This window comes from Bordetella sp. 2513F2 (assembly GCF_054642735.1).
In genome coordinates this window covers 2,895,178-2,915,941 of record NZ_CM137755.1, presented here as the reverse complement: position 1 = coordinate 2,915,941, position 20,764 = coordinate 2,895,178, and the positions used below count along the sequence as shown (strand labels likewise).

Annotated in this window: 18 protein-coding genes; all 18 read left to right on the top strand. The window is 68.5% G+C overall.

Annotated features, from left to right (window positions below; all coding sequences use genetic code 11):
- The first annotated feature begins 1 nt into the window (after nucleotide 1).
- The 18 genes from ACYBYQ_RS13905 to pdxJ all read left to right on the top strand — a co-directional run bounded on the left by ACYBYQ_RS13905 (nucleotide 2) and on the right by pdxJ (nucleotide 20,753).
- On the top strand, nucleotides 2-784 hold the full coding sequence (locus ACYBYQ_RS13905; protein ID WP_459614773.1) for an enoyl-CoA hydratase/isomerase family protein: 783 nt from the start codon (nucleotides 2-4) through the stop codon (nucleotides 782-784).
- A gap of 5 nt (nucleotides 785-789) precedes the next feature.
- Complete coding sequence (locus ACYBYQ_RS13900) at nucleotides 790-2,331, top strand: malonate--CoA ligase (protein ID WP_459614772.1); 1,542 nt, start codon at nucleotides 790-792, stop codon at nucleotides 2,329-2,331.
- A 175-nt stretch (nucleotides 2,332-2,506) separates the two neighbouring features.
- Entirely contained in the window at nucleotides 2,507-3,481 is a 975-nt protein-coding gene (locus ACYBYQ_RS13895; RefSeq protein WP_459614771.1) for a Bug family tripartite tricarboxylate transporter substrate binding protein, read from the top strand.
- 114 nt (nucleotides 3,482-3,595) lie between these two features.
- Entirely contained in the window at nucleotides 3,596-4,114 is a 519-nt protein-coding gene (gene sodC / locus ACYBYQ_RS13890) for a superoxide dismutase [Cu-Zn] SodC (protein WP_459614770.1), read from the top strand.
- 212 nt (nucleotides 4,115-4,326) lie between these two features.
- Complete coding sequence (locus ACYBYQ_RS13885; protein WP_459614768.1) at nucleotides 4,327-5,301, top strand: ABC transporter substrate-binding protein; 975 nt, start codon at nucleotides 4,327-4,329, stop codon at nucleotides 5,299-5,301.
- Nucleotides 5,302-5,404: 103 nt separating this feature from the next.
- On the top strand, nucleotides 5,405-6,295 hold the full coding sequence (locus ACYBYQ_RS13880) for an ABC transporter permease (RefSeq protein ID WP_459614766.1): 891 nt from the start codon (nucleotides 5,405-5,407) through the stop codon (nucleotides 6,293-6,295).
- Between the two features lies 1 nt (nucleotide 6,296).
- Nucleotides 6,297-7,091 carry an ABC transporter ATP-binding protein gene (locus ACYBYQ_RS13875; protein WP_459614764.1) on the top strand — a complete coding sequence of 265 codons (795 nt, stop codon included), beginning with the start codon at nucleotides 6,297-6,299 and terminating at the stop codon, nucleotides 7,089-7,091.
- Between the two features lie 183 nt (nucleotides 7,092-7,274).
- Complete coding sequence (locus ACYBYQ_RS13870) at nucleotides 7,275-8,186, top strand: dihydrodipicolinate synthase family protein (protein ID WP_459614762.1); 912 nt, start codon at nucleotides 7,275-7,277, stop codon at nucleotides 8,184-8,186.
- Nucleotides 8,187-8,268: 82 nt separating this feature from the next.
- The gene (gene dctP / locus ACYBYQ_RS13865) at nucleotides 8,269-9,324 is read left to right on the top strand and encodes a TRAP transporter substrate-binding protein DctP (protein WP_459614761.1); all 1,056 of its coding nucleotides are present in this window, start codon (nucleotides 8,269-8,271) and stop codon (nucleotides 9,322-9,324) included.
- A 20-nt stretch (nucleotides 9,325-9,344) separates the two neighbouring features.
- Nucleotides 9,345-9,863 (top strand): TRAP transporter small permease subunit, encoded by a 519-nt coding sequence (locus ACYBYQ_RS13860; protein ID WP_459614759.1) that lies wholly within the window; start codon nucleotides 9,345-9,347, stop codon nucleotides 9,861-9,863.
- Nucleotides 9,860-11,179, top strand: a complete 1,320-nt coding sequence (locus ACYBYQ_RS13855; RefSeq protein ID WP_459614758.1) for a TRAP transporter large permease — start codon at nucleotides 9,860-9,862, stop codon at nucleotides 11,177-11,179. Before ACYBYQ_RS13860 ends, ACYBYQ_RS13855 begins: the two co-directional genes overlap by 4 nt.
- Nucleotides 11,180-11,301: 122 nt before the next feature.
- On the top strand, nucleotides 11,302-11,952 hold the full coding sequence (locus ACYBYQ_RS13850; protein WP_459614757.1) for a GntR family transcriptional regulator: 651 nt from the start codon (nucleotides 11,302-11,304) through the stop codon (nucleotides 11,950-11,952).
- A gap of 80 nt (nucleotides 11,953-12,032) precedes the next feature.
- A complete protein-coding gene (locus ACYBYQ_RS13845) occupies nucleotides 12,033-12,617 on the top strand; it encodes a DUF4136 domain-containing protein (RefSeq protein ID WP_459614756.1) in 585 nt (194 codons plus the stop codon).
- 2 nt (nucleotides 12,618-12,619) lie between these two features.
- Nucleotides 12,620-13,795, top strand: coding sequence for a DUF3734 domain-containing protein (locus tag ACYBYQ_RS13840; protein WP_459614755.1), 1,176 nt, complete (start codon nucleotides 12,620-12,622; stop codon nucleotides 13,793-13,795).
- Between the two features lie 194 nt (nucleotides 13,796-13,989).
- Nucleotides 13,990-15,252 carry an efflux RND transporter periplasmic adaptor subunit gene (locus ACYBYQ_RS13835; RefSeq protein ID WP_459614754.1) on the top strand — a complete coding sequence of 421 codons (1,263 nt, stop codon included), beginning with the start codon at nucleotides 13,990-13,992 and terminating at the stop codon, nucleotides 15,250-15,252.
- Between the two features lie 64 nt (nucleotides 15,253-15,316).
- Nucleotides 15,317-18,502: a multidrug efflux RND transporter permease subunit gene (locus ACYBYQ_RS13830; protein ID WP_459614753.1), complete on the top strand. Its 3,186-nt coding sequence runs from the start codon at nucleotides 15,317-15,319 to the stop codon at nucleotides 18,500-18,502.
- A complete protein-coding gene (locus ACYBYQ_RS13825; protein ID WP_459614752.1) occupies nucleotides 18,499-20,010 on the top strand; it encodes an efflux transporter outer membrane subunit in 1,512 nt (503 codons plus the stop codon). Before ACYBYQ_RS13830 ends, ACYBYQ_RS13825 begins: the two co-directional genes overlap by 4 nt.
- On the top strand, nucleotides 20,007-20,753 hold the full coding sequence (pdxJ, locus tag ACYBYQ_RS13820) for a pyridoxine 5'-phosphate synthase (protein ID WP_459614751.1): 747 nt from the start codon (nucleotides 20,007-20,009) through the stop codon (nucleotides 20,751-20,753). Before ACYBYQ_RS13825 ends, pdxJ begins: the two co-directional genes overlap by 4 nt.
- Nucleotides 20,754-20,764 lie beyond the last annotated feature (11 nt).

Below are 20,764 nucleotides of genomic sequence, written 5' to 3'. Positions count from 1 at the left end.
CATGGACGCCGGCCGGATCCTCCTGGCGCGCGACGGCGGCATCGCGCGGGTGACGCTGTCGCACCCCGGCCGCCTGAATGCCATCACCGTGGCGATGTGGCAGGCCTTGCGCAGCACCTTCGAGACGCTCGCCGCCGACGATTCCGTACGCTGCGTGCTGCTGGCGGGCGAGGGCGGCAATTTCGCCGCAGGCGCCGACATCCGGGAGTTCCCGCGCGAGCGCGCCGATGCCGGGGGCGTGCGCCGCTATCACCGCGAGGTGCTGGCGCCGGCGCTGCGGGCCATCGCCGCCTGTCCGCATCCCGTGGTGGCTGTCATCGAGGGCGTCTGCGTGGGCGGCGGTCTGGAGATCGCCTGCCAATGCGACCTGCGGCTGGCGGGCGCCTCGGCGCGCTTCGGCGTGCCCATCAACCGCCTGGGCTTTCCCATGGCGCCCGACGAGATGCAGGGGCTGCTGGCGCTGGCCGGACGCGCTGCGACGCTGGCCATCCTGCTGGAGGGCAGCGTGTTCCCCGCTGCAGAGGCGCTGCGGCTGGGCTTGCTCACGCGAGTGGTGGCCGACGGGGAGCTGTCCGAGGCGGCCGACCGCTGTGTGGCGCGCATCCTGCAGGGCGCGCCGGCGGCCGCGCGACTGAACAAGCGCTACGTACGGCGGCTGGCGCAGCCCGAGCCGCTCACCGAGGCCGAATACGACGATGCTTTTTCCTACGCGGAGAGCCGCGACCATCGCGAGGGGGTGAGGGCCTTTCTCGCGGGCGATACCCCGACATTCACAGGAGACTAGACAAGGTGAGCAACGCCAATCTCTACGCAGTACTGGAAGGCGGCTTTCCGGCCGACCGCAGCCGCATCGCCATCGAGACGCCCGAGCTGCAGTACAGCTGGGACGACATCGACCGGGCCAGCGCCTGCCTGGCGAATTTCCTGGTCGCGCTGCAGCTGCCGGAGGGCGCGCGGGTGGCGGTCCAGGTGGAAAAGTCGCCCGAGGCCCTGCTGCTGTACCTGGCCACGCTGCGCGCCGGGCTGGTCTACCTGCCGTTGAACACGGCATACCGTGAGTCCGAGATAGCCTATTTCCTGGGCAACGCGGAGCCCGCGCTGGTGGTGTGCTCGCCCGGCAACCTGGAATGGGTGCGGCGTGCCGCCGAAGGCGCCGGCACGCGGCATGTCTATACGCTGGACGAGCATCGCGGCGGCACGCTGCTGGCGGCCGCCGCGGGCATGCCGCAGACGTTCCGCACCGTGCAGCGCAAGCCCGACGACCTGGCCGCCATCCTCTACACCTCGGGCACCACCGGGCGCAGCAAGGGCGCCATGCTGTCGCACGGCAATCTCGCATCCAATGCGCGGGTGCTCCATGAGTACTGGGGCTGGCGCGCCGACGACGTGCTGTTGCACATGCTGCCCATCTTCCACGTGCATGGCCTCTTCGTCGCATCGCACGGGGCGCTGCTGGCCGGCGCGCGGATGATCTGGCTGCCGAGGCTCGACGTGGAGCGCGCGCTGCATTACCTTCCGCGCAGCACCGTGATGATGGGCGTGCCCACCTACTACGTGCGCCTGCTGGCCGAGCCGCGCTTCGACCGCGCGTGCTGCGCGAACATGCGGCTCTTCATCTCCGGTTCGGCGCCGCTGCTGATGGAGACGTTCCATGCGTTCCGCGAGCGTACCGGCCATACCATTCTCGAGCGCTATGGCATGAGCGAAACCATCATGCTCACGTCCAATCCCTATCACGAACGGGACGGCGAGCGGCTGGGCGGTACGGTGGGCAGGCCCCTGCCCGGCGTGGAGGTGCGCGTGGTGGACGATGCCGGGCAGCCGCTGCCGCCCGGAGAGATCGGCAACGTGCAGGTGCGCGGCCCCAACGTTTTCTCGGGCTATTGGCGCATGCCGGAAAAGACGCGCGAGGAGTTTGCCGGCGGCGGCTGGTTCAAGACCGGCGACGTGGGCCGCTGGGGCGGCGAGGCGGGCGGGCGCCGCGTGCCCGACGACTACCTGTCCATCGTGGGCCGCAGCAAGGATCTGATCATCTCGGGCGGCTACAACGTCTATCCCAAGGAAATCGAGACGGTCATCGATGAACTGCCGGGCGTGGAGGAGTCGGCCGTCATCGGCGTGCCGCATCCCGACTTCGGCGAAGCGGTGGTGGCGGTCGTGGTGCCGCGGGCGGGACAGACGCTGGATGCCTCCGCCATGCAGGCCGAGCTCAAGGCACGCATCGCCAATTTCAAGGTGCCCAAGCGCATCCACGTGGTGGAGCAACTGCCGCGCAACACCATGGGTAAGGTGCAGAAGAACGTGCTGCGCGACACCTACGCGCAGGGCTGAACTCTGCCCCCAACCCGCCATCAACCGGAAGGAGACCCACGCCACCCCGATACAGCCACCGGAGATTTGGACGCGTCAGCAGCACATACCAGCCGGCCGCGCATGTGCGGACCGGCACACATAAACGACGGGCGCCACGCCCGTCCTGCGCTGTACCAAAGCAAGAGGAGACATCATGAACCTGAAACGCATCGCCATGGCCGCGGCATTCGCGGCCTGCGCCGTCTCGCTGGCGGCTCCCGCCGCCGCCGAATGGCCCGAGCGCCCGGTCACCGTCATCGTGCCGTTCCCGGCAGGCGGCGGCACCGACACCTTCGCGCGGCCCCTGGCCCAGCAGCTCGGCATGCTGCTCGGCCAGAGCGTCGTGATCGACAACCGCGGCGGCGCCGGCGGCACCGTGGGCGCCTCGGTGGCGGCCAAGGCCAAGCCCGACGGCTACACCTTCTTCATGGGGGGCGCCCACCATGCGCTGGCGCCCTCGCTCTACAAGAGCCTGAGCTACGACATCCAGAAGGATTTCGTGCCCGTTGCGCTGCTGGCCCAGCCGCCGCAGGTGATCGTGGTCAACGCATCGCGGCTCCCCGTCAATGACCTCAAGTCGCTGGTCGAGTACGTGCGCCAGCGCCCCGGCCAGATCAACTTCGGCACGGCGGGCAAGGGCAGCACGCACCACCTGGCCGGCGAACTGTTCGCCATGCAGGGCAAGCTGGACCTGGTCGACGTGCCGTACCAGGGCGCCGGCCCCATGCTGTCGGCCCTGATCGGCGGGCAGGTGGACCTCGCCTTCGACGGCCTGGGGTCCTCCGCAGGGCATATCCGCGCCGGCAGCATCAAGCCGATCGCGGTGGCTGCGGCGCAGCGCTCGCCATCCTTCCCCGACGTGCCCACGGCGGCCGAGGCGGGCATGCCCGGCTACGAAGTCTCCACCTGGTACGCGCTGTGGGCGCCGGCCGGCACGCCGAAGGAAGCCGTGGACAAGATGACGGCAGCCGTGGTCAAGGCCCTGGGCAGCGACAAGATCCGCGAGGCGTGGGCAGCCAACGGCTCCACCATTCCGGACATGACCGGCGCGGAATTCGGCCGTTTCGTCGACAGCGAAGTGGCGCGCTGGGCCAAGGTGGTGAAGGACTCGGGCGTGACGCTGGAATGAGGCCGGTACCGGCGCTTACCGACTGTTAATTGCCTGCGGTCCCGGGGCGCCGATACACTGCCCGGACAGGCCTGCCGGCGCTCGCCGCGCCGGCGCAACCCGAGGAGACCGACGATGCACAAGATCCTGGCGACTGGCGTCCTGTTCCTGGCCGGCGCCTCGGCGGCAGCCCAGACCACCGTGGAACTGCATTTCGTGAGCGACGCCGGCACCGGGCAGCCGGCCGGCAAGGTCAAGATCGACGACACCAAGTACGGCGCGCTGCTCACGCCCGACCTGTTCGGGCTGCCGCCCGGCATCCACGGATTCCATCTGCATGCCCAGGCGTCCTGCGATCCGGGGCCCGTCGACGGCAAGACCGCGGCCGGCGGGGCTGCGGGCGGCCACTGGGACCCGGACAAGACCGGCGTCCACAAAGGGCCGTACGACGACACCGGCCACAAGGGAGACCTGCCGGCGCTGTACGTCGGCAGCGACGGCAAGGCAGCCTATCCCGTGCTGGCGCCGCGCCTGAAGGCCGCGGAGTTCAAGGGCCACGCCCTCATGGTGCATGCGGGCGGCGACAACCACAGCGACCATCCCCAGCGGCTGGGGGGCGGCGGCGCGCGCATCGCCTGCGGCGTCGTGAGGTAATTGCCGGCGCGGCACCGTCGGCGGCGGTGGCCGCCGGCCCGCGCATGCGCGGGGGCGGCTGCACGCCCGCGCGTCCATGCACCATTTCAGGGATTTCCCCCGACGCCACGTCTCGCCGGCGCACGTTAGACTACGCGTCTCACGCCGCCGGACGGCCGTTTCCGCCCGGTACAGGCCATCAATTCGACCCCACAGGGTGCAAGGAGTAGACGATGCTGATCGGGAAGAAACATTTTCTGACGGTAGGCGCGCTGGCGCTGGCCGCGGCGATCCATGCCGCGCCGGCCGCGGCGCAGCAGAAGTCGGTGGCCGTGACCGCCATCGTGGAACATCCCGCGCTGGATTCCGTGCGCGACGGCGTCCAGGAGGCCCTCAAGCAGGCCGGCTACGTGCAGGGCAAGAACCTCAAGTGGCAATACCAGAGCGCCCAGGGCAACAGCGGCACGGCGGCGCAGATCGCGCGCAAGTTCGTGGGCGACCGCCCGGACGCCATCGTGGCCATCGCCACGCCCTCGGCCCAGGCCGTGGTGGCCGCCACGCGCGACGTGCCGGTGGTGTATTCGGCGGTCACGGATCCGGTGGCCGCGCAGCTGGTTCCCGGCATGGAGGCGTCCGGCACCAACGTGACCGGCGTGTCCGACCTGCTGGCGCTGGACAAGCAGGTCGAGCTGATCAAGCAGGTGGTGCCCGGCGCCAAGCGGGTGGGCATCGTGTATAACCCCGGCGAGGCCAATTCCGTGGTGGTGGTCAAGCAGCTCCAGGAGCTCTTGCCCAAGTCTGGCCTGAGCCTGGTGGAGGCGGCGGCGCCGCGCACCGTGGACGTGGCCTCGGCGGCGCGCAGCCTCATCGGCAAGGTCGACGTGATCTACACCAATACCGACAATAACGTGGTGTCGGCCTACGAATCGCTGGTGAAGGTGGGCAACGACGCCAAGATCCCGCTCATCGCCTCGGATACCGACAGCGTCAAGCGGGGCGCCATTGCGGCGCTGGGCATCAATTACCGCGACCTGGGCCTGCAGACCGGCCGCATCGTGGTACGCATCCTCAAGGGCGAAAAGCCCGGTTCCATCGCTTCCGAGACCAGCAGCAAGCTCGAGCTGCACGTCAATCCGGCGGCGGCGCAGAAGCAGGGCGTCACCCTGTCCGAGGCCGTGCTGAAGTCGGCCGCCCAGGTCATCCAGTAGGCGCACCGCGCGGCGGCCCTGGCGGCCGCACGCGGCGCCCATCCGATCATCCCAAGAAGGAAGTGCCGGCGCGTTCACGAGACGCGTCCGGCCCGTTTGCACCATGTCCCTGTTCTCTCTGCTCGGCGCTTTCGAGATCGGCCTGATCTTCGCGCTCGTTGCGCTGGGCGTATTCATCTCGTTTCGCCTGCTGCGCTTTCCCGACCTGACGGTCGACGGCAGCTTCCCGCTGGGCGGCGCCGTCGCCGCCACGCTGATTTCGGTCGGCGCCGACCCGTTCGTGTCCACCATCGCAGCCACTGCGGCCGGCGCTGCCGCCGGCATGGTCACGGGGTGGCTCAATGTGCGGCTGCGCATCATGGATCTGCTGGCCAGCATCCTGATGATGATCGCGCTGTACTCCATCAACCTGCGCATCATGGGGCGGCCCAACGTGCCGCTGATCATGGAGCCCACCGTATTCACCGTGCTGCAGCCCGGCTGGCTGAGCGACTACGTGGCCCGGCCGCTGATCCTGGTGGGGGTGGTGCTGGCCGCCAAGCTCGTCCTCGACTGGTTCTTCGCCACGCAGACAGGCCTGGCGATGCGCGCCACCGGTTCCAACGGCCGCATGGCGCGGGCGCAGGGCGTCAATACCGGCGCCATGATCCTGGCCGGCATGGCGCTGTCCAATGCGCTGGTTGCGCTGGCGGGGGCGCTGTTCGCGCAGACGCAGGGCGGCGCGGACATTTCCATGGGCATCGGCACCATCGTGATCGGCCTGGCCGCGGTCATCGTGGGGGAGAGCATCCTGCCGTCGCGCCGGCTGGTCATGACCACGCTGGCCGTGATCCTGGGCGCCATCGTCTACCGCTTTTTCATCGCGCTGGCGCTGAACAGCGACTTCATCGGCCTGCAGGCGCAGGACCTCAATCTCGTCACCGCGGTGCTCGTCACGATCGCGCTGGTGATACCGATGATCAAGCGCCGCCTCGCCGGCAAGAAGGGGGCCTGACATGCTGAGCGCCAAAGACCTGCACATCACCTTCAATCCCGGCACGCCGATCGAGACGCGCGCGCTGCGCGGCATGTCGCTGGACATACCCACCGGACAGTTCGTCACCGTGATCGGATCCAACGGGGCAGGCAAGTCCACGTTCCTGAACGCGGTCTCGGGCGACCTGCCCGTGGACAGCGGCACCGTCTGCATCAACGGCACCGACGTCACGCGGGCTCCGGTCTGGCGCCGCGCGGCGCTGGTCGCCCGCGTGTTCCAGGATCCGCTGGCCGGCACCTGCGAAGACCTCACCATCGAGGAGAACATGGCGCTGGCGCAGATGCGCGGCGCCCGGCGCGGGCTGGGCGGCGCCGTGACGCCCGCCATGCGCGAAGCGTTCCGCGCCCGGCTGGCCACGTTGGGGCTGGGGCTGGAGAATCGCCTCTCCGACCGCATCGGCCTGCTCTCGGGTGGACAGCGCCAGGCAGTGAGCCTGCTGATGGCGGCGCTGCAGCCCTCGCGCATCCTGCTGCTGGACGAGCACACCGCGGCGCTGGACCCGCGCACCGCCGACTTCGTGCTGCAGCTCACTGCCCGTATCGTGGCGGAGAATCGTCTCACCACCATGATGGTCACGCACAGCATGCGCCAGGCGCTCGACGTGGGCGACCGCACCGTGATGCTGCACCAGGGGCAGGTGGTGCTGGACGTCTCGGGCGAGGCCCGCAAGGGCATGGGCGTTGCCGACCTGCTCGCCATGTTCGAGCGGGTGCGCGGCGAACAGCTGGCCGACGACGCCCTGCTGCTGGGCTGAGGGGAGCGGCGGCGGATGCGCGGCCGCCGCTGCGCAGACCGGCCGCCACGGCAACGGCAGCTTCGGAATAACCCTGATTTAAATGCACAGCAAATATATTTATTGTGTATTTATTGGTTTGATCCGCCGGCCGACAGCCCGTCCATCGGCTGCCGGCCGGTCCCTACGCTCCAGGAGAAGCACATGCAGAACCCCCGCTGGCAGGGCGTGTACCCCGCCGTCACCACCAAGTTCACGGCCGACGAGGCCCTGGACATCGCCGCCATGGAAAAGCACTTTGCCTTCCTGATCGAGGGAGGCATACACGGCATCGTCACCGGCGGCTCGCTGGGGGAGGCCAGCACTCTGTCGCTGGAGGAGCGGCTCGAAATCGCTAGGACAGCGGTGCGTGTGGCGGGCGGGCGCGTACCCGTGCTGGCCAATGTGTCCGACACCCGCACCCGAGATGCCTGCCGTTTTGTCGAGGCGGCGGCTGCAGCCGGCGTGCAGGGCTTCATGGTCATGCCCTCGGTCATTTACGTGGCCGATGCCAGGGAAGCTCGCGACAACGTGCTGACCATCGCGCGCGCCGGCGGGCTGCCGGTCATGGTCTACAACAACCCGGTGGCGTACCGGGTGGACCTGAAGCCCGAGGACTTCATCGAGCTGGCCGACTGCGAGCTGGTGGTGGCCATCAAGGAATCTACCGACAACGTGCGCCGCGTCACTGACCTGCGCAATGTCCTGGGCGACCGCTACCAGATCTTCCTGGGCGTGGACGACCTGTCGTTCGAGGGTCTGGCGCTGGGCGCCGACGGCCTGCTCGCCGGCCTGGTCACGGCATTCCCGCGCGAGACGGTGGCGCTCTACAACCTCATGCGCCGGGGGCAGTGGCAGGAAGCCCTGAAGCTCTACCAATGGTTCACGCCGCTGCTGCACCTGGACGTCTCTACCAAGCTGGTGCAGAACATCAAGCTGGCTGAAGCCATGGCCGGCGTCGGCAACGAGTACGTGCGGCTGCCGCGCCAGCCGCTGCAGGGCGCCGAGCGCGAACGCGTGGCCGCCATCATCCAGAAGGGGCTGGACAGCCGGCCCGACGTGTCGGCCTGGCTTTGAGCAGTGCGCGCGCCGCCGTGCGCGGCGCGCATTACGGGCAGTGCAACGATCAATGCCTTCTTCAATAGCAAGGGGAAAGACCATGTTCAAGCATGTCACTCGTCTGGCGGCCAGCGCCGTGCTGGCCTGCGCCGCCGTCTCGGCATCCGCCGCTGAAGTCACCTGGCGCGTGCCAACTTCCGTTCCGGAAGGGTCGCCGTTTTACGTCAATTTTCTCGAGCGCTTCGCTGGGCATGCGAAGACGCTCACCGCAGGCCGGGTCGAGATCCAGCCGTTCGGAGCAGGCGTCATCGTCCCGGCGCTGCAGGTCTACGATGCCGTGCAGAAGGGCGTGGTGGAGGCCGGGCATTCCACGCCCAGCTACCTGGTCAACCAAGATCCGGTCAATGGCATCTTCGCCGGCTTCCCCGGCGGCATGGGGCCCGAAGCCTACATTTCCTGGATCTACGAAGGCGGGGGCAAGGAGCGCCTGGAGAAGCTGCGCGCGGCCCAGGGCCTGAAGACGATGGTGGTGGGAATAGGCTCCACCGAGATCATGGCCCACGCCAACAAGCCCATACGCAACGCCGAAGACCTGAAGGGGCTGAAGTACCGCACATCCGGGCCATGGGCGGAAGTGATGCGCGAGTACTTCGGCGCCGTCCCGACGGTGGTGCCGCCGGGCGAAACCTACACGCTGCTGCAGCGCAAGGGCGTGGACGCCGTGGAATGGGCGCCGCCTTCGGCCAACATGCCCGAAGGCTTTCACCAGGCGGCGCGCTACATCGTCGTGCCCGGCGTGCACCAGCCCACGTTCCTATGGGAAGTCGTGACCCGGCAGGAGACCTGGGACAAGCTGCCCAACGACCTGAAGCCGCTGCTGGAGGCTGCAGCGCGCCTGACCACCTACGAAAGCCTGGTGCACTTCTATGACGCCGACATGAAGGCCATGGAACAGTACCGCAAGGGCAGGAACGAGATCATCACGCTGGAGCCGGCCTTCGTCGACCAGCTTGCCAAGGCCGGGCAGGACTGGGTCGCCAAGACCGCGCAGGCCCAGAAGGACCAGGGCAAGCCCATGATGGCCGAGGTGCTGGCTGACTACGGGGCCTACCAGGCGCGCTGGAAGGCGGAGAGCAGCTACCTGATGCGCGACTGAGCCGACACGGAGGTGATGCCATGAACCGTCTGCTTGCCTGCATCGACACGCTTTCGCGGCTCGCCTCCTGGCTGGCCCGGGCCGTGGTGGTGGTACTGGTGGCTGCCATGATCTTCGAGGTCGCCGCGCGCTACTTCTTCGAGTCACCCACGATCTGGGCGTTCGACATTTCGTATATGTGCACCGGCGCCATGTTCGTGTTGGGTACGGCATGGGCGCTGCGCGAGGATGCGCATGTGCGCATCGATGTGCTGAGCAGCCGCTTTCCTCCCCCCGTACGCCGCTGCGTGGAGGGAGTGGCCTTCCTGCTGGTGCTGTGCCCCATCGTGGCTGCCATTGCCTGGGTGGCGGTGCGCCGCACCTGGGACGCCTGGGTCCGGCAGGAAGTGGAAATGGTCAGTCCATGGGCGCCGTTGATGTGGCCCTTCTATGCATCGCTGGCACTGGGCCTGGGCCTGCTCGCACTGCAGCTCGCCGCAGAGGGCGTGCGTGCCTTCTGCAGCTGCCGCGAGGCCGCCGCAATGCAGGAGCGGGCATGAATCCCACCGTCGCCGTGCTGATGTTCCCTTTGCTGTTTGCCCTGGTGCTGGCCGGCGTTCCCATCGCCTTCGCCCTCACTATTGTGGCGGCTGCCGGCGGCTGGTTCGCGTTCGGACCGGGCCTGTTCGAGCAGCTCTACGGCGGGGTGTATACAGCCGCTACCAATTTCATTCTGTCGGCCATTCCCATGTTCGTGCTGATGGGGGCGATCCTGGAGCGCTCGGGCATCGCCGGCCGATTGTTCCGCACCATGCAGCTGTGGCTCGGGCGCCTGCCGGGCGGGCTGGCGCTGGCCACCATCGCCATGGGCGCGGTGTTCGCCGCCGCTGCGGGGGTGGTTGGCGCAGTCGAGGTCATGATAGGGCTGATGGCCATACCGGCCATGCAGAAATACGGCTATGACAACCGGCTTGCCGCAGGCACGATCTGCGCCGGCGGCTCGCTCGGCACCATGATTCCGCCCTCGGTGATCGCCGTGATGTATGCCTCGCTGGCCCAGATTTCCATAGGTGAGCTGCTGGCCGGCATGCTGCTGCCCGGAGTGCTGATGGTGGGGCTGTTCGTGTTCTACATCCTGGTGCGCTGCCTGCTGCGGCCGCAGGACGGCCCCCCGGTTGCGGGAGAGGAGGTCGACTTGCCCCTGGGCGTCAAGCTGCGCCAGACCTGCTCGGCGCTCCTGCCCGCGATGGCGCTGATCGTGGCCGTGCTGGGATCCCTGCTGGCGGGCATTGCGTCGCCCACCGAGGCTGCCGCGGTGGGGGCCGCGGGGGCGCTGTTGCTGTGCGTGGCCTATGGGCAGTTCAGCGCACGCGTGCTGCGGGAATCCCTGGCCATCACGGTGCGCATATCGTCCATGATCCTGCTCATCGTTGCCGCGGGCACGATGTTCATGGGGGTGTTCGCCGCCAACGGCGGCGGGCGGCTGCTCCAGTCGTTCACCGCGGAGCTGGGGCTGGGTACAGCCGGCACCATCATCTTGTTCCTGGTGATTGTGTTCCTGTTGGGCTTCGTACTGGACTGGACCGCCAACGTGCTGATCTGCGTGCCCTTGTTCACGCCCTTCATCCGTGCCGCCGGCATAGACCCGATCTGGTTTGCCACCATGGTGATCATCGTGCTGCAGACCAGCTATCTCACCCCGCCGATGGCCTCGTCCATCTTCTATCTACGGTCCATCGCGCCACCGACCATGACCTACGGCCAGATGTGCCGCGGGGTGGTGCCTTTCATCGCGCTGCAGCTGTTGACCCTGCTGCTGGTGGCGGCATTCCCGGCGCTGGTGACCTGGCTGCCGGGCGAGATCGTGGGTTTTTGAACCAACCGCCGGCAGGGATGCCGGCGGCGTTTCCAGGATAATAACGGACGTGCCCGGGGCGGGGCGCAGCGGGGCAGGGACAGGGCCGCGCATCCTATAAGCAACACGAGAGACGAGCTTCCATGAGAAAACCGCCTGCCGCCAAGGCGCGGGTAACCGAGGCGGCCTACGACGCCATCGAGAGCATGATTGCCACGCTGCAGCTGCAGCCGGGCCAGCCCATCGTCGAGAACGACCTGGTCGAGGCCACCGGCATTGGACGTACCCCCGTGCGCGAAGCGCTAATGCGCCTGGTTGCCAGCGGGCTGATCGAGCAGCAGCCGCGCCGCGGCCTGCGCGTCAGCGAGATCCGGGTCGCCGAGCATCTGGTGCTGATCGACACGCGCCGCGTCCTCGAGCGGCTGATCGCTGTGGGCTCCGCCCGCCACGCTACGCCGGTACAGCGCAGCCAGATCGTCGCGCACGCGCGTAGCATGGTGGATGCGGCTGCGCGCGGCGACCTGCGGGGCTACATGCACAGCGACCAGATGCTCGACCACGTCAACCATGAGGCCTGTCGAAATCCCTATGCTGTGCACGCCATCGTGCCCATGATCGTGCAGTGCCGCCGCTTCTGGTACGCCTTCCAGTACGAGGGCGATCTGCAGCAGGGGGCGGCCTGCCACCTGGAACTCGCCGAAGGCATCGCCGCGGGCGATGCGCAGCGCGCCGCGGGCGGCGCGGAGGCCCTCATGGACTACCTAGTGGCCTTTACCCGCAAGATCATTTCCTAAGGCATGCCCACAGGGCCCGGGATGGTTGCAACTTCCCCGCCCCGCGGGCATCATGGGCAGCCACGTCACGGATCCCGCCCATGAAACTGCTGCGCCTGCTCCTCGTCGCCATCGCCGCCGCTGCACTGGGCGGCTGCGCCTCCGGCCCCATCCTGCACACCGACTACGATCACCAGGCCGACTTCGGCCGCTACCGCACGTTCGGCTTCATGTCGCCGCTGGGCACCGACCACGCAGGCTACGGCACGCTGATCAGCGACAGGCTCAAGACGGCTGCGCGCGGGCAGATGGAAATGCGCGGGTATGTGTATGCCGAGCAGGACCCCGACTTGCTCGTGAATTTCGGCGCGCGGCTGGAGCGCCGCACCGAGGTCGCGCCGGCCCCGCCGTTTCCGCCTTTCTACGGCTACCGCCTGGGCTATTACGGCGGCTGGCCCGGCTATCCGGGAACGGACGTCTACACCTACCACGAAGGCACGCTGAGCATCGACCTGGTCGACGCGCGTCGCAAGCAGCTCGTATGGGAGGGCGTCATGACCAGCGAGGTAGACGATCCGGCCCATGTTTCGGAGCCGGCCGCACTGGAGTCCGCAGTGGCACGCATCTACTCGCGGTATCCCTTCCGTGCCGGCATGGCGGCTCCCCAACTTCCTGCCGTCAAATAGCGATGGCCGGCCGCAGGCCTGTGCCGGCCTACGATACCGTGGCCCTGGTGTTGCAGGGCGGGGGCGCGCTGGGGGCCTACCAGGCCGGGGTCTACGAGGGCCTGCACGAAGCAGGCATCCGGCCCAACTGGGTGGCGGGCATTTCGATCGGCGCCATCAATGCCGCCATCATCGCCGGCTCGCCCGAAGACGAACGCGTCGAGCGCCTGCGCGGCTTCTGGGAAAGCATCAGCCGGCCGGCGGGTTTTGCCGGCCTGCCCTGGGGCTGGGGCGAGACGCTCGCGGGCATGTTCGAGGGCCTGCCCTTCGGAGTGGGCTCGCCTGCGATGAACGGCCAGCAGGCGGCCTACCAGGCGCTGCTGCATGGGCAGCCCGGCTTCTTCACGCCGCGCTTTCCTTCCCCCTACCTGTTGCGCGGCGCGGGCGCGGCCTCCACCAGTTTCTACGACACCTCGCCGCTCGCGGCCACGCTGCGCCGTTACGTCGACTTCGGGTTGCTCAATGCCGGCGCGATGCGCGTGAGCCTGGGCGCGGTAAACGTGCGCACGGGCAATTTCGCCTATTTCGACAGCGCCGAGGCGGCGCTGGGGCCCGAGCACGTCATGGCCTCCGGCGCGCTGCCGCCCGGTTTCCCGGCGGTGGAGGTCGACGGCGAACACTACTGGGACGGCGGCCTGGTATCGAACACCCCGCTCGCCAAGGTGCTGTCCACGCATCCCATGCGCGACACCCTGGCGTTCCAGGTCGACCTCTGGCCTGCGCGCGGCCCGCTGCCCACCAACATGGAGGAAGTGGCCGAGCGCCAGAAAGACATCCAGTATTCCAGCCGCACGCGTACGGTCACCGACAACTACCGCCGCACGCTCAAGCTGCGCCGTGCGCTGCAGCAACTGCTCGAACGCCTGCCGCCTGCACAGCGCGCCGCCCCCGAGCTGGCTGAGATCCGGGCCCTGGCCAGCACCGCCCGCGTCAACGTGATCAACCTGATCTACGAGGCCAAGCAGTACGAGCGCCACTCCAAGGACTACGAGTTCAGCACGCAGGCCGTGCGCGAGCACTGGCAGTTCGGGCTGGCCGACATCCGCCGTACGCTGAGCCGTCCCGGGGTGCTGGCCCATCCTCGCAAAGAGGTGGGTTTCGTGACCCACGACGTGCATCGCGAACCCTCACCTTCTTAATGCTGCCTTCATGGCTGGCATGCTACGATGCCGCAGCATGATCGGGGGGGCGTATGCGCTCCCGGATAAGAATCAAGAATTACGCAGCCCGATAATCAAAAAGCAGGCCGCTCCAGCGGGTTTTGTACGAATCCATGACGCTGCGTCACGTCGTACGGCCATGGGGTTGCGCCCACCATCGTCGTGAGGGAGTCATGGGTTTTCCGTCCAAGCGTTTGTCTGCGCTGGGTGCCGCAGCCGTGCTGGTTTCCGTATTGCCGGCATGCGGGGAGGCGCCCCAGATGAACCCCGGCATGCCGCAGGTCAGCGTGATCACGGTGCAGCCGCAGCGCACGTCCATCGTGTCCGAGCTTCCGGGCCGCGTGGACGCCGTGCGCGACGCGCAGATCCGCGCCCGCGTCACCGGCATCGTGCAGAAGATCGCCTTCGACCAGGGCAGCGACGTCAAGCAGGGCCAGTTGCTGTTCAAGATCGACCCGGCGCCATACCAGGCGGCCTACGACCAGGCCGAAGCCCAGCTCAAGCAGGCCCAGGCCGACCTCTACAGCGCCAAGATACTGGCCGAACGCTATGCGCCGCTGGTCAAGGCCAACGCAGTGAGCCGCCAGGAATACGACAATGCCGTGGCGGGGAACCGCCAGGCCGAGGCGGCAGTGGCCGCCGCGCGGGCGAGCCTGGCCTCGGCACGCATCAACCTGGGCTATACCGACGTCACGTCGCCCATCGACGGCCGCATCGGCGAGGCCATGGTCACCGAGGGCGCGCTGGTGGAGTCGGGGTCGGCCACCCAGATGGCCCTGGTGCAGCAGCTCGATCCGATCTATGTGGATTTCAACCAGTCCACCTCCGAACTTGCCGAACTGCGCAAGGCCTTCGCCGACGGCAGGCTGCAGCGCGTGGACGCCAACAGCGCCCGCGTCACCGTGCTCCAGGAAGACGGCAGCCCATATCCCCATCCGGGCAAGCTGCTGTTTGCTGGCATCACCGTCGATCCTTCCACCGGCCAGGTGAACCTGCGGGCCGAGGTGCCCAATCCCGATCACGAGCTGCTGCCGGGCATGTACGTGCGGGTACGGCTGGAGCAGGGCGTGGACGAGCGCGCGCTGCGGGTGCCGCAGCAGGCGCTGCAGCGCACGCCGGACGGCCTGCAGAGCCTGATGCTGGTGCGTGAAGGCAAGATCCAGCAGGTGGCCGTGACCTCCGGAGGCGTGGTCGACAACCAGTGGATCATCACCAGCGGCCTGCAGCCCGGCGACGAGGTCGTGGTCGAGGGGTTCCAGAAGATTCGTCCGGGCGTGCCCGTGCAGGCTTCGCCCTGGACCGCCGGCAAGCCGGCATCGGGCCCGTCGGCACCGGGGCAGCCGGCGCCCGGCCAGGGTGCCCAGCCCGGGCAGGGCCAGCAGCCCGGCCAGCAGCCTGGCCAGCAAGCGCCCGCCGGCAACGGCCAGGCGTCCTGAGCGGCGCGCGGCGCCATGGCGCCGCGCTGCTTCTGCGTGAGCATCGCTAAACGAGTCAGCCCACATGCCGCAATTCTTCATCGATAGACCCATCTTCGCCTGGGTGGTGTCCCTGTTCATCCTCCTGGCGGGCCTGCTGGCCATCTCCAACATGCCGGTGGCCCAGTACCCCGACGTGGCGCCGCCGGCCATCACGATCACGGCCACCTATCCGGGCGCCTCCGCCAAGGAAGTGGCCGAGTCGGTCACCAGCATCATCGAGGACCAGCTCAACGGCGCCAAGGGACTGCTGTACTACGAGTCCGTGAGCGACAACTACGGGCAGGCCGAGATCACCGTCACTTTCGCGCCCGGCACGGACCCGGACCTCGCCCAGGTGGACGTGCAGAACCGGGTATCCAACGTGTCGGCCCAGTTGCCCACGGCCGTTACCCAGCAGGGCCTGAACTACGAGCAGACCAGCGCCGGCTTCCTGATGATCGTGACGCTGTCGTCCTCCGACGGCTCGATGGACCAGACCGCGCTGGCCGACTACATCCGCCGCAACGTGCAGAACCCGGTCTCGCGGGTGCCCGGCGTGGGCCAGTTCCAGCTGTTCGCGGCGCCGCGCGCCATGCGGATCTGGGTCGACCCCGCCAAGCTGGTGGGCTACCAGCTCAGCATGGCCGAGGTGAACCAGGCCATCAGCCAGCAGAACGTGCTGATCTCGGCCGGCAGCGTGGGCGCGCCGCCCAATCCCGCGTCGCAGCGCTCGACCGCCACGGTCGTGGCCAACGGCCAGCTGGCCACGGTGGAAGGCTTCGGCGGCATCGTGCTGCGAGCCAATCCCGACGGATCGAAGGTGCTGCTGCGCGACGTGGCGCGCGTGGAGGTGGGGGCCGACAACTACCAGTTCGGCGCCCGCCTGAATGGCCAGCCCACGGCTGCCTTCGCCATCGTGCTGTCGCCCGACGCCAACGCGCTCGCCACCGCCGAAGGCGTGAGGGCGGAGATGGAATCGCTGTCGCGCTTCTTCCCGGGCAACGTGCACTACGACATCCCCTACGACACCGCGCCCTACGTCAAGGTGTCCATCGAGCAGGTGCTGCACACCCTGGCCGAGGCCATGGTGCTGGTGTTCCTGGTGATGTTCCTGTTCCTGCAGAACGTCCGCTACACCCTGATCCCGGCGCTGGTGGTGCCGGTGGCCATGCTGGGCGCCTTCGCGGTGATGCTGGCCCTGGGCTTCTCCATCAACGTGCTCACAATGTTCGCGATGGTGCTGGCCATCGGCATCCTCGTCGACGACGCCATCGTGGTGGTCGAGAACGTGGAACGCATCATGGCCACGGAAGGCCTGCCGCCCAGGGAGGCCACCAAGAAGGCCATGCCCCAGATCAGCGGCGCCATCGTGGGCATCACCCTGGTGCTGGTGGCGGTATTCCTGCCCCTGGCCTTCATGAGCGGCTCGGTGGGCGTGATCTATCGCCAGTTCTCCATCGCCATGGCGGTGTCGATCTTCTTCTCGGCCTTCCTGGCCCTGAGCTTCACGCCGGCGCTGTGCGCCACCATCCTGAAACCGATCCCCAAGGGGCACCACCAGGAGAAGCGGGGCTTCTTCGGCTGGTTCAACCGCAAGTTCGACGCCACCACCCACGGCTACCAGACCTGGGTGGCCCGCATCCTGCACAAGAGCGGGCGCATGATGCTCATCTTCGCGCTGCTGGTGGTGCTGCTGGGCTGGCTGTACCTGCGCATGCCGTCGTCTTTCCTGCCGGAAGAAGACCAGGGCTACGTGATCAGCAACATCGAGCTGCCTTCGGGGGCGTCGGCCAACCGCACGGTGGAGGTGATCGAGCAGGTGGAGAAATACTTCATGGGCCTGGAAGAGGTGGAGAACGTCATCGCCGTGCAGGGTTTCAGCTTCAACGGCAATGGCCTGAACGCCGCCATCGCATTCACGACCCTGAAGGACTTCTCCGAGCGCACCGGGCCGGGCCAATCCGCGGGAGCCATCGCATTCGGCGCTTTCCAGAAGCTGCTGATGGGCATCCCCGACGCACAGGTGTTCACGCTGGTGCCGCCGGCCATCTCGTCGCTGGGCACCGCCACGGGTTTCGACTTCCGCCTCCAGGACCGGGCCGGGGCGGGCAGCGACGCGCTGGCGGCCGCCACGGCCCAGCTCATGGGCATGGCCATGCAGAGCCCGGTGCTGTCGCAGGTGCGCATCACCGGCCTGGGGCCGGGGGCGCAGCTGTCGCTGAACATAGACCGCGACAAGGCGGCTGCCCTGGGGGTGGACTTCGCCGAGGCTGCGACGCTGATATCCACGGCGCTGGGTTCGGCCTACATCAACAAGTTCCCCAACATGGGGCGCATGCAGAACGTATGGGTGCAGGCCGACGAGAAATACCGCATGCAGGTCGAGGACCTGCTGCGGCTCAACGCCCGCAACAACCAGGGCGGCATGGTGCCCCTGTCCACGTTCGTCACCGCCAAGTGGGCCCAGGGGCCGGTGCAGGTGGTGCGCTACAACAGCTACGAGTCCATACGCATCGGCGGCGATGCCGCGCCCGGGCACACCACCGGCGAGGCGATGGCCGAGATGGAGCGCCTCGTCGCGCAGCTGCCGCAAGGCTTCGGCTACGAATGGAACGGGCTCTCGTACCAGGAGCGCCAGGCCGGCAACCAGGCGCCCATCCTGATGGGCCTGGCGCTGCTGGTCGTCTTCATGGTGCTGGCGGCGCTGTACGAAAGCTGGGCCATTCCGCTGTCGGTGATGCTGGTGGTGCCGCTGGGCATGCTGGGCGCGGTGGCGCTGGTGTCGGCGATGGGCATGTCGAACGACGTGTACTTCCAGGTCGGCATGGTCACGGTGATAGGCCTGGCCGCCAAGAATGCGATCCTGATCGTGGAATTCGCCAAGGACGAATACGCGCGCGGCAAGGGCCTGTTCGAGTCGGCGGTGGAGGCGGCGCGACTGCGTTTCCGTCCCATCCTGATGACTTCGCTGGCCTTCATCCTGGGCGTGATCCCGCTGGCGCTGGCAACCGGCGCCGGCGCGGCCAGCCAGCGCGCGGTCGGCATCGGCGTGCTGGGCGGCATGCTGGCGGCCACGCCGTTCGCGGTGATCTTCGTGCCCACGTTCTTCGTGGTGGTGCTGGGCCTGTTCAAGACACGTCCGAGGCTACTGGGCGCGGAGGCGGCCGCCGCCCCGGCCACGCCGTCTCCCGGCACAGGCCCGGCTCAAGACGAGGAGGGCAGGCAATGATGGCCCGTAATCATTCCCGTGCGCTGGCGCTGCTGCTGTCGGCGCTGCTGGCGGGCTGCTCGCTGGCCCCCGAGTACCAGCGCCCGGCCATGCCGGTGCAGGCAGACTGGCCCACGCTGCCCCGCGTGTCCGGCGACGGCAGGGACGACGCGGTGCAGCCGGCCTCGGCCGTTGCGCCTGCCGGCGCGGTGCCGGCCGCCGACATCGGCTGGCGCGCGTTCTTCCGGGACGCACGGCTGCAGGCCCTGATCAGCCTGGCCCTGCAGAACAACCGCGACCTGCGGGTGGCGGTGCAGCGGGTCGAGGAGGCGCGTGCGCAGTATGGCGTGCAGCGCGGCGAGCAATGGCCCGCCATCGGCGCGGGCGTGCAGGGCCAGCGTCAGCGCCTGCCGCGCGACCTGCGCCCGGGCGGGCCGGATTCCTCGTCCATCAGCAGCCAGTACCAGGCCGGCGTGGGCCTGACCACCTTCGAGATCGACCTCTTCGGACGCCTGCGCAGCCTGTCCGAGGCGGCACTGCAGCAGTACCTGTCGACCGAGCAGTCGCAGCGCAGCGTGCACATCACGCTGGTCGGGGCGGTGGCCGAGGCCTATTTCAACCTGCGCGCGGCCGAAGCGCAGCTCGACCTGACGCGCAGGACGCTGGCGTCGCGCCAGGCTTCCTACGACCTGGTCAGGATGCGGTTCGAAGGCGGGGTGGCCTCCGAGCTGGACCTCAACCAGTCGAAGTCCCTGCTCGACTCGGCCCTGGCCGACCAGGCGCAGCTGGTGCGCGTGCGGGCCCAGGCGGCCAATGCCCTGCAGGTGCTGGTAGGCGTGCCGCAGCTGCCGGCCGATCTGCCGCCGCCGGCGGAGTTCGGCCGCGACCAGCTGCTGGCCTCGGTGCCCGCGGGCCTGCCGTCGGATCTGCTGGAGCGGCGTCCCGACATTCTCGCTGCCGAGAACCAGCTGCGCGCGGCCAAGGCCAACATCGGCGCCGCCCGTGCGGCCTTCTTCCCGACCATCTCGCTGACCGGCCTGCTGGGCGTGGCCAGCCCTTCGCTGGACGACCTGTTCTCGGGCGGCAACGGCTACTGGAGCTTCTCGCCGTCGATCACCACGCCGCTGTTCGCGGGCGGCAGCATACGCGAAGGCCTGAACCTGGCCAAAGCGCGCGATAATATCGCTGTTTCCCAGTACGAGCAGGCCATACAGCAGGCTTTCCGCGAGGTGGCCGACGCGTTGGCGGGCGAGGCCACCTACGGTGCCGAACTCGATGCGCTGCGGGCCCTGCAGGCCTCCTCGGCACGGACGCTGGAGCTGTCCGACATGCGCTACCGTGGTGGCGTCGACAGCTATCTGCAGGTGCAGAACGCGCAGGTGGATTTCTACGCGGCCCAGCTGTCCCTCGTCCAGGCAGGCCTGGAAGCACTGGTGAACCGCGTCGAACTCTACAAGGCGCTCGGCGGCGGCTGGCACGAATCCACCGTGGCGCCGCAGCCGATCGCCGCCACGCCCTTGCAGCAATGATAGAACTTGGTGTCAACATCGACCACGTGGCCACGCTGCGCCAGCAGCGCCACACTGCCTATCCCGATCCCGTCGCGGCAGCGCTGCGCGCCGAGGAGGCCGGGGCCGACCTGATCACGCTGCACCTGCGCGAAGACCGCCGTCACATCCAGGATGCCGACGTGCGGGCGATCCGCCCGCAGCTGCGCACGCGCATGAACCTCGAGTGCGCGGTCACGCCCGAAATGCTGGCCATTGCCTGCGAGATCCGGCCGCACGACGTCTGCCTGGTGCCGGAGAAGCGCAGCGAGCTCACCACCGAGGGCGGGCTGGACGTGGCCGGCGCGCTGGAGGCGGTCGCCGACGCGGTGGCGCGCCTGTCGGAGGCGGGCATCCGCGTCTCCCTCTTCATCGATCCCGAGCCGTCGCAGATCGACGCGGCGGTGCGGGCAGGCGCCCCGGTGATCGAGCTGCACACCGGCGCCTATGCCGAAGCCGCCGGGCCGGCACAGGTCCAGGCCGAGCTGGAGCGGGTTCGTGCCGCTGTGGCGCATGGCCTGCGCCACGGGCTGCGGGTGAACGCGGGCCATGGCCTGCACTATGGCAACGTCGGGCCCATTGCAGCGCTGCCCGGCATCTCCGAACTCAACATCGGCCACGCCATCGTTGCCCAGGCCGTGTTCGACGGCTGGGACAAGGCCGTGCGCGACATGAAGGCGCTGATGGTGCAGGCGCGGCTGCAGGCCGAGCGCGGCCGCGCCTGACCGCCTGCTCT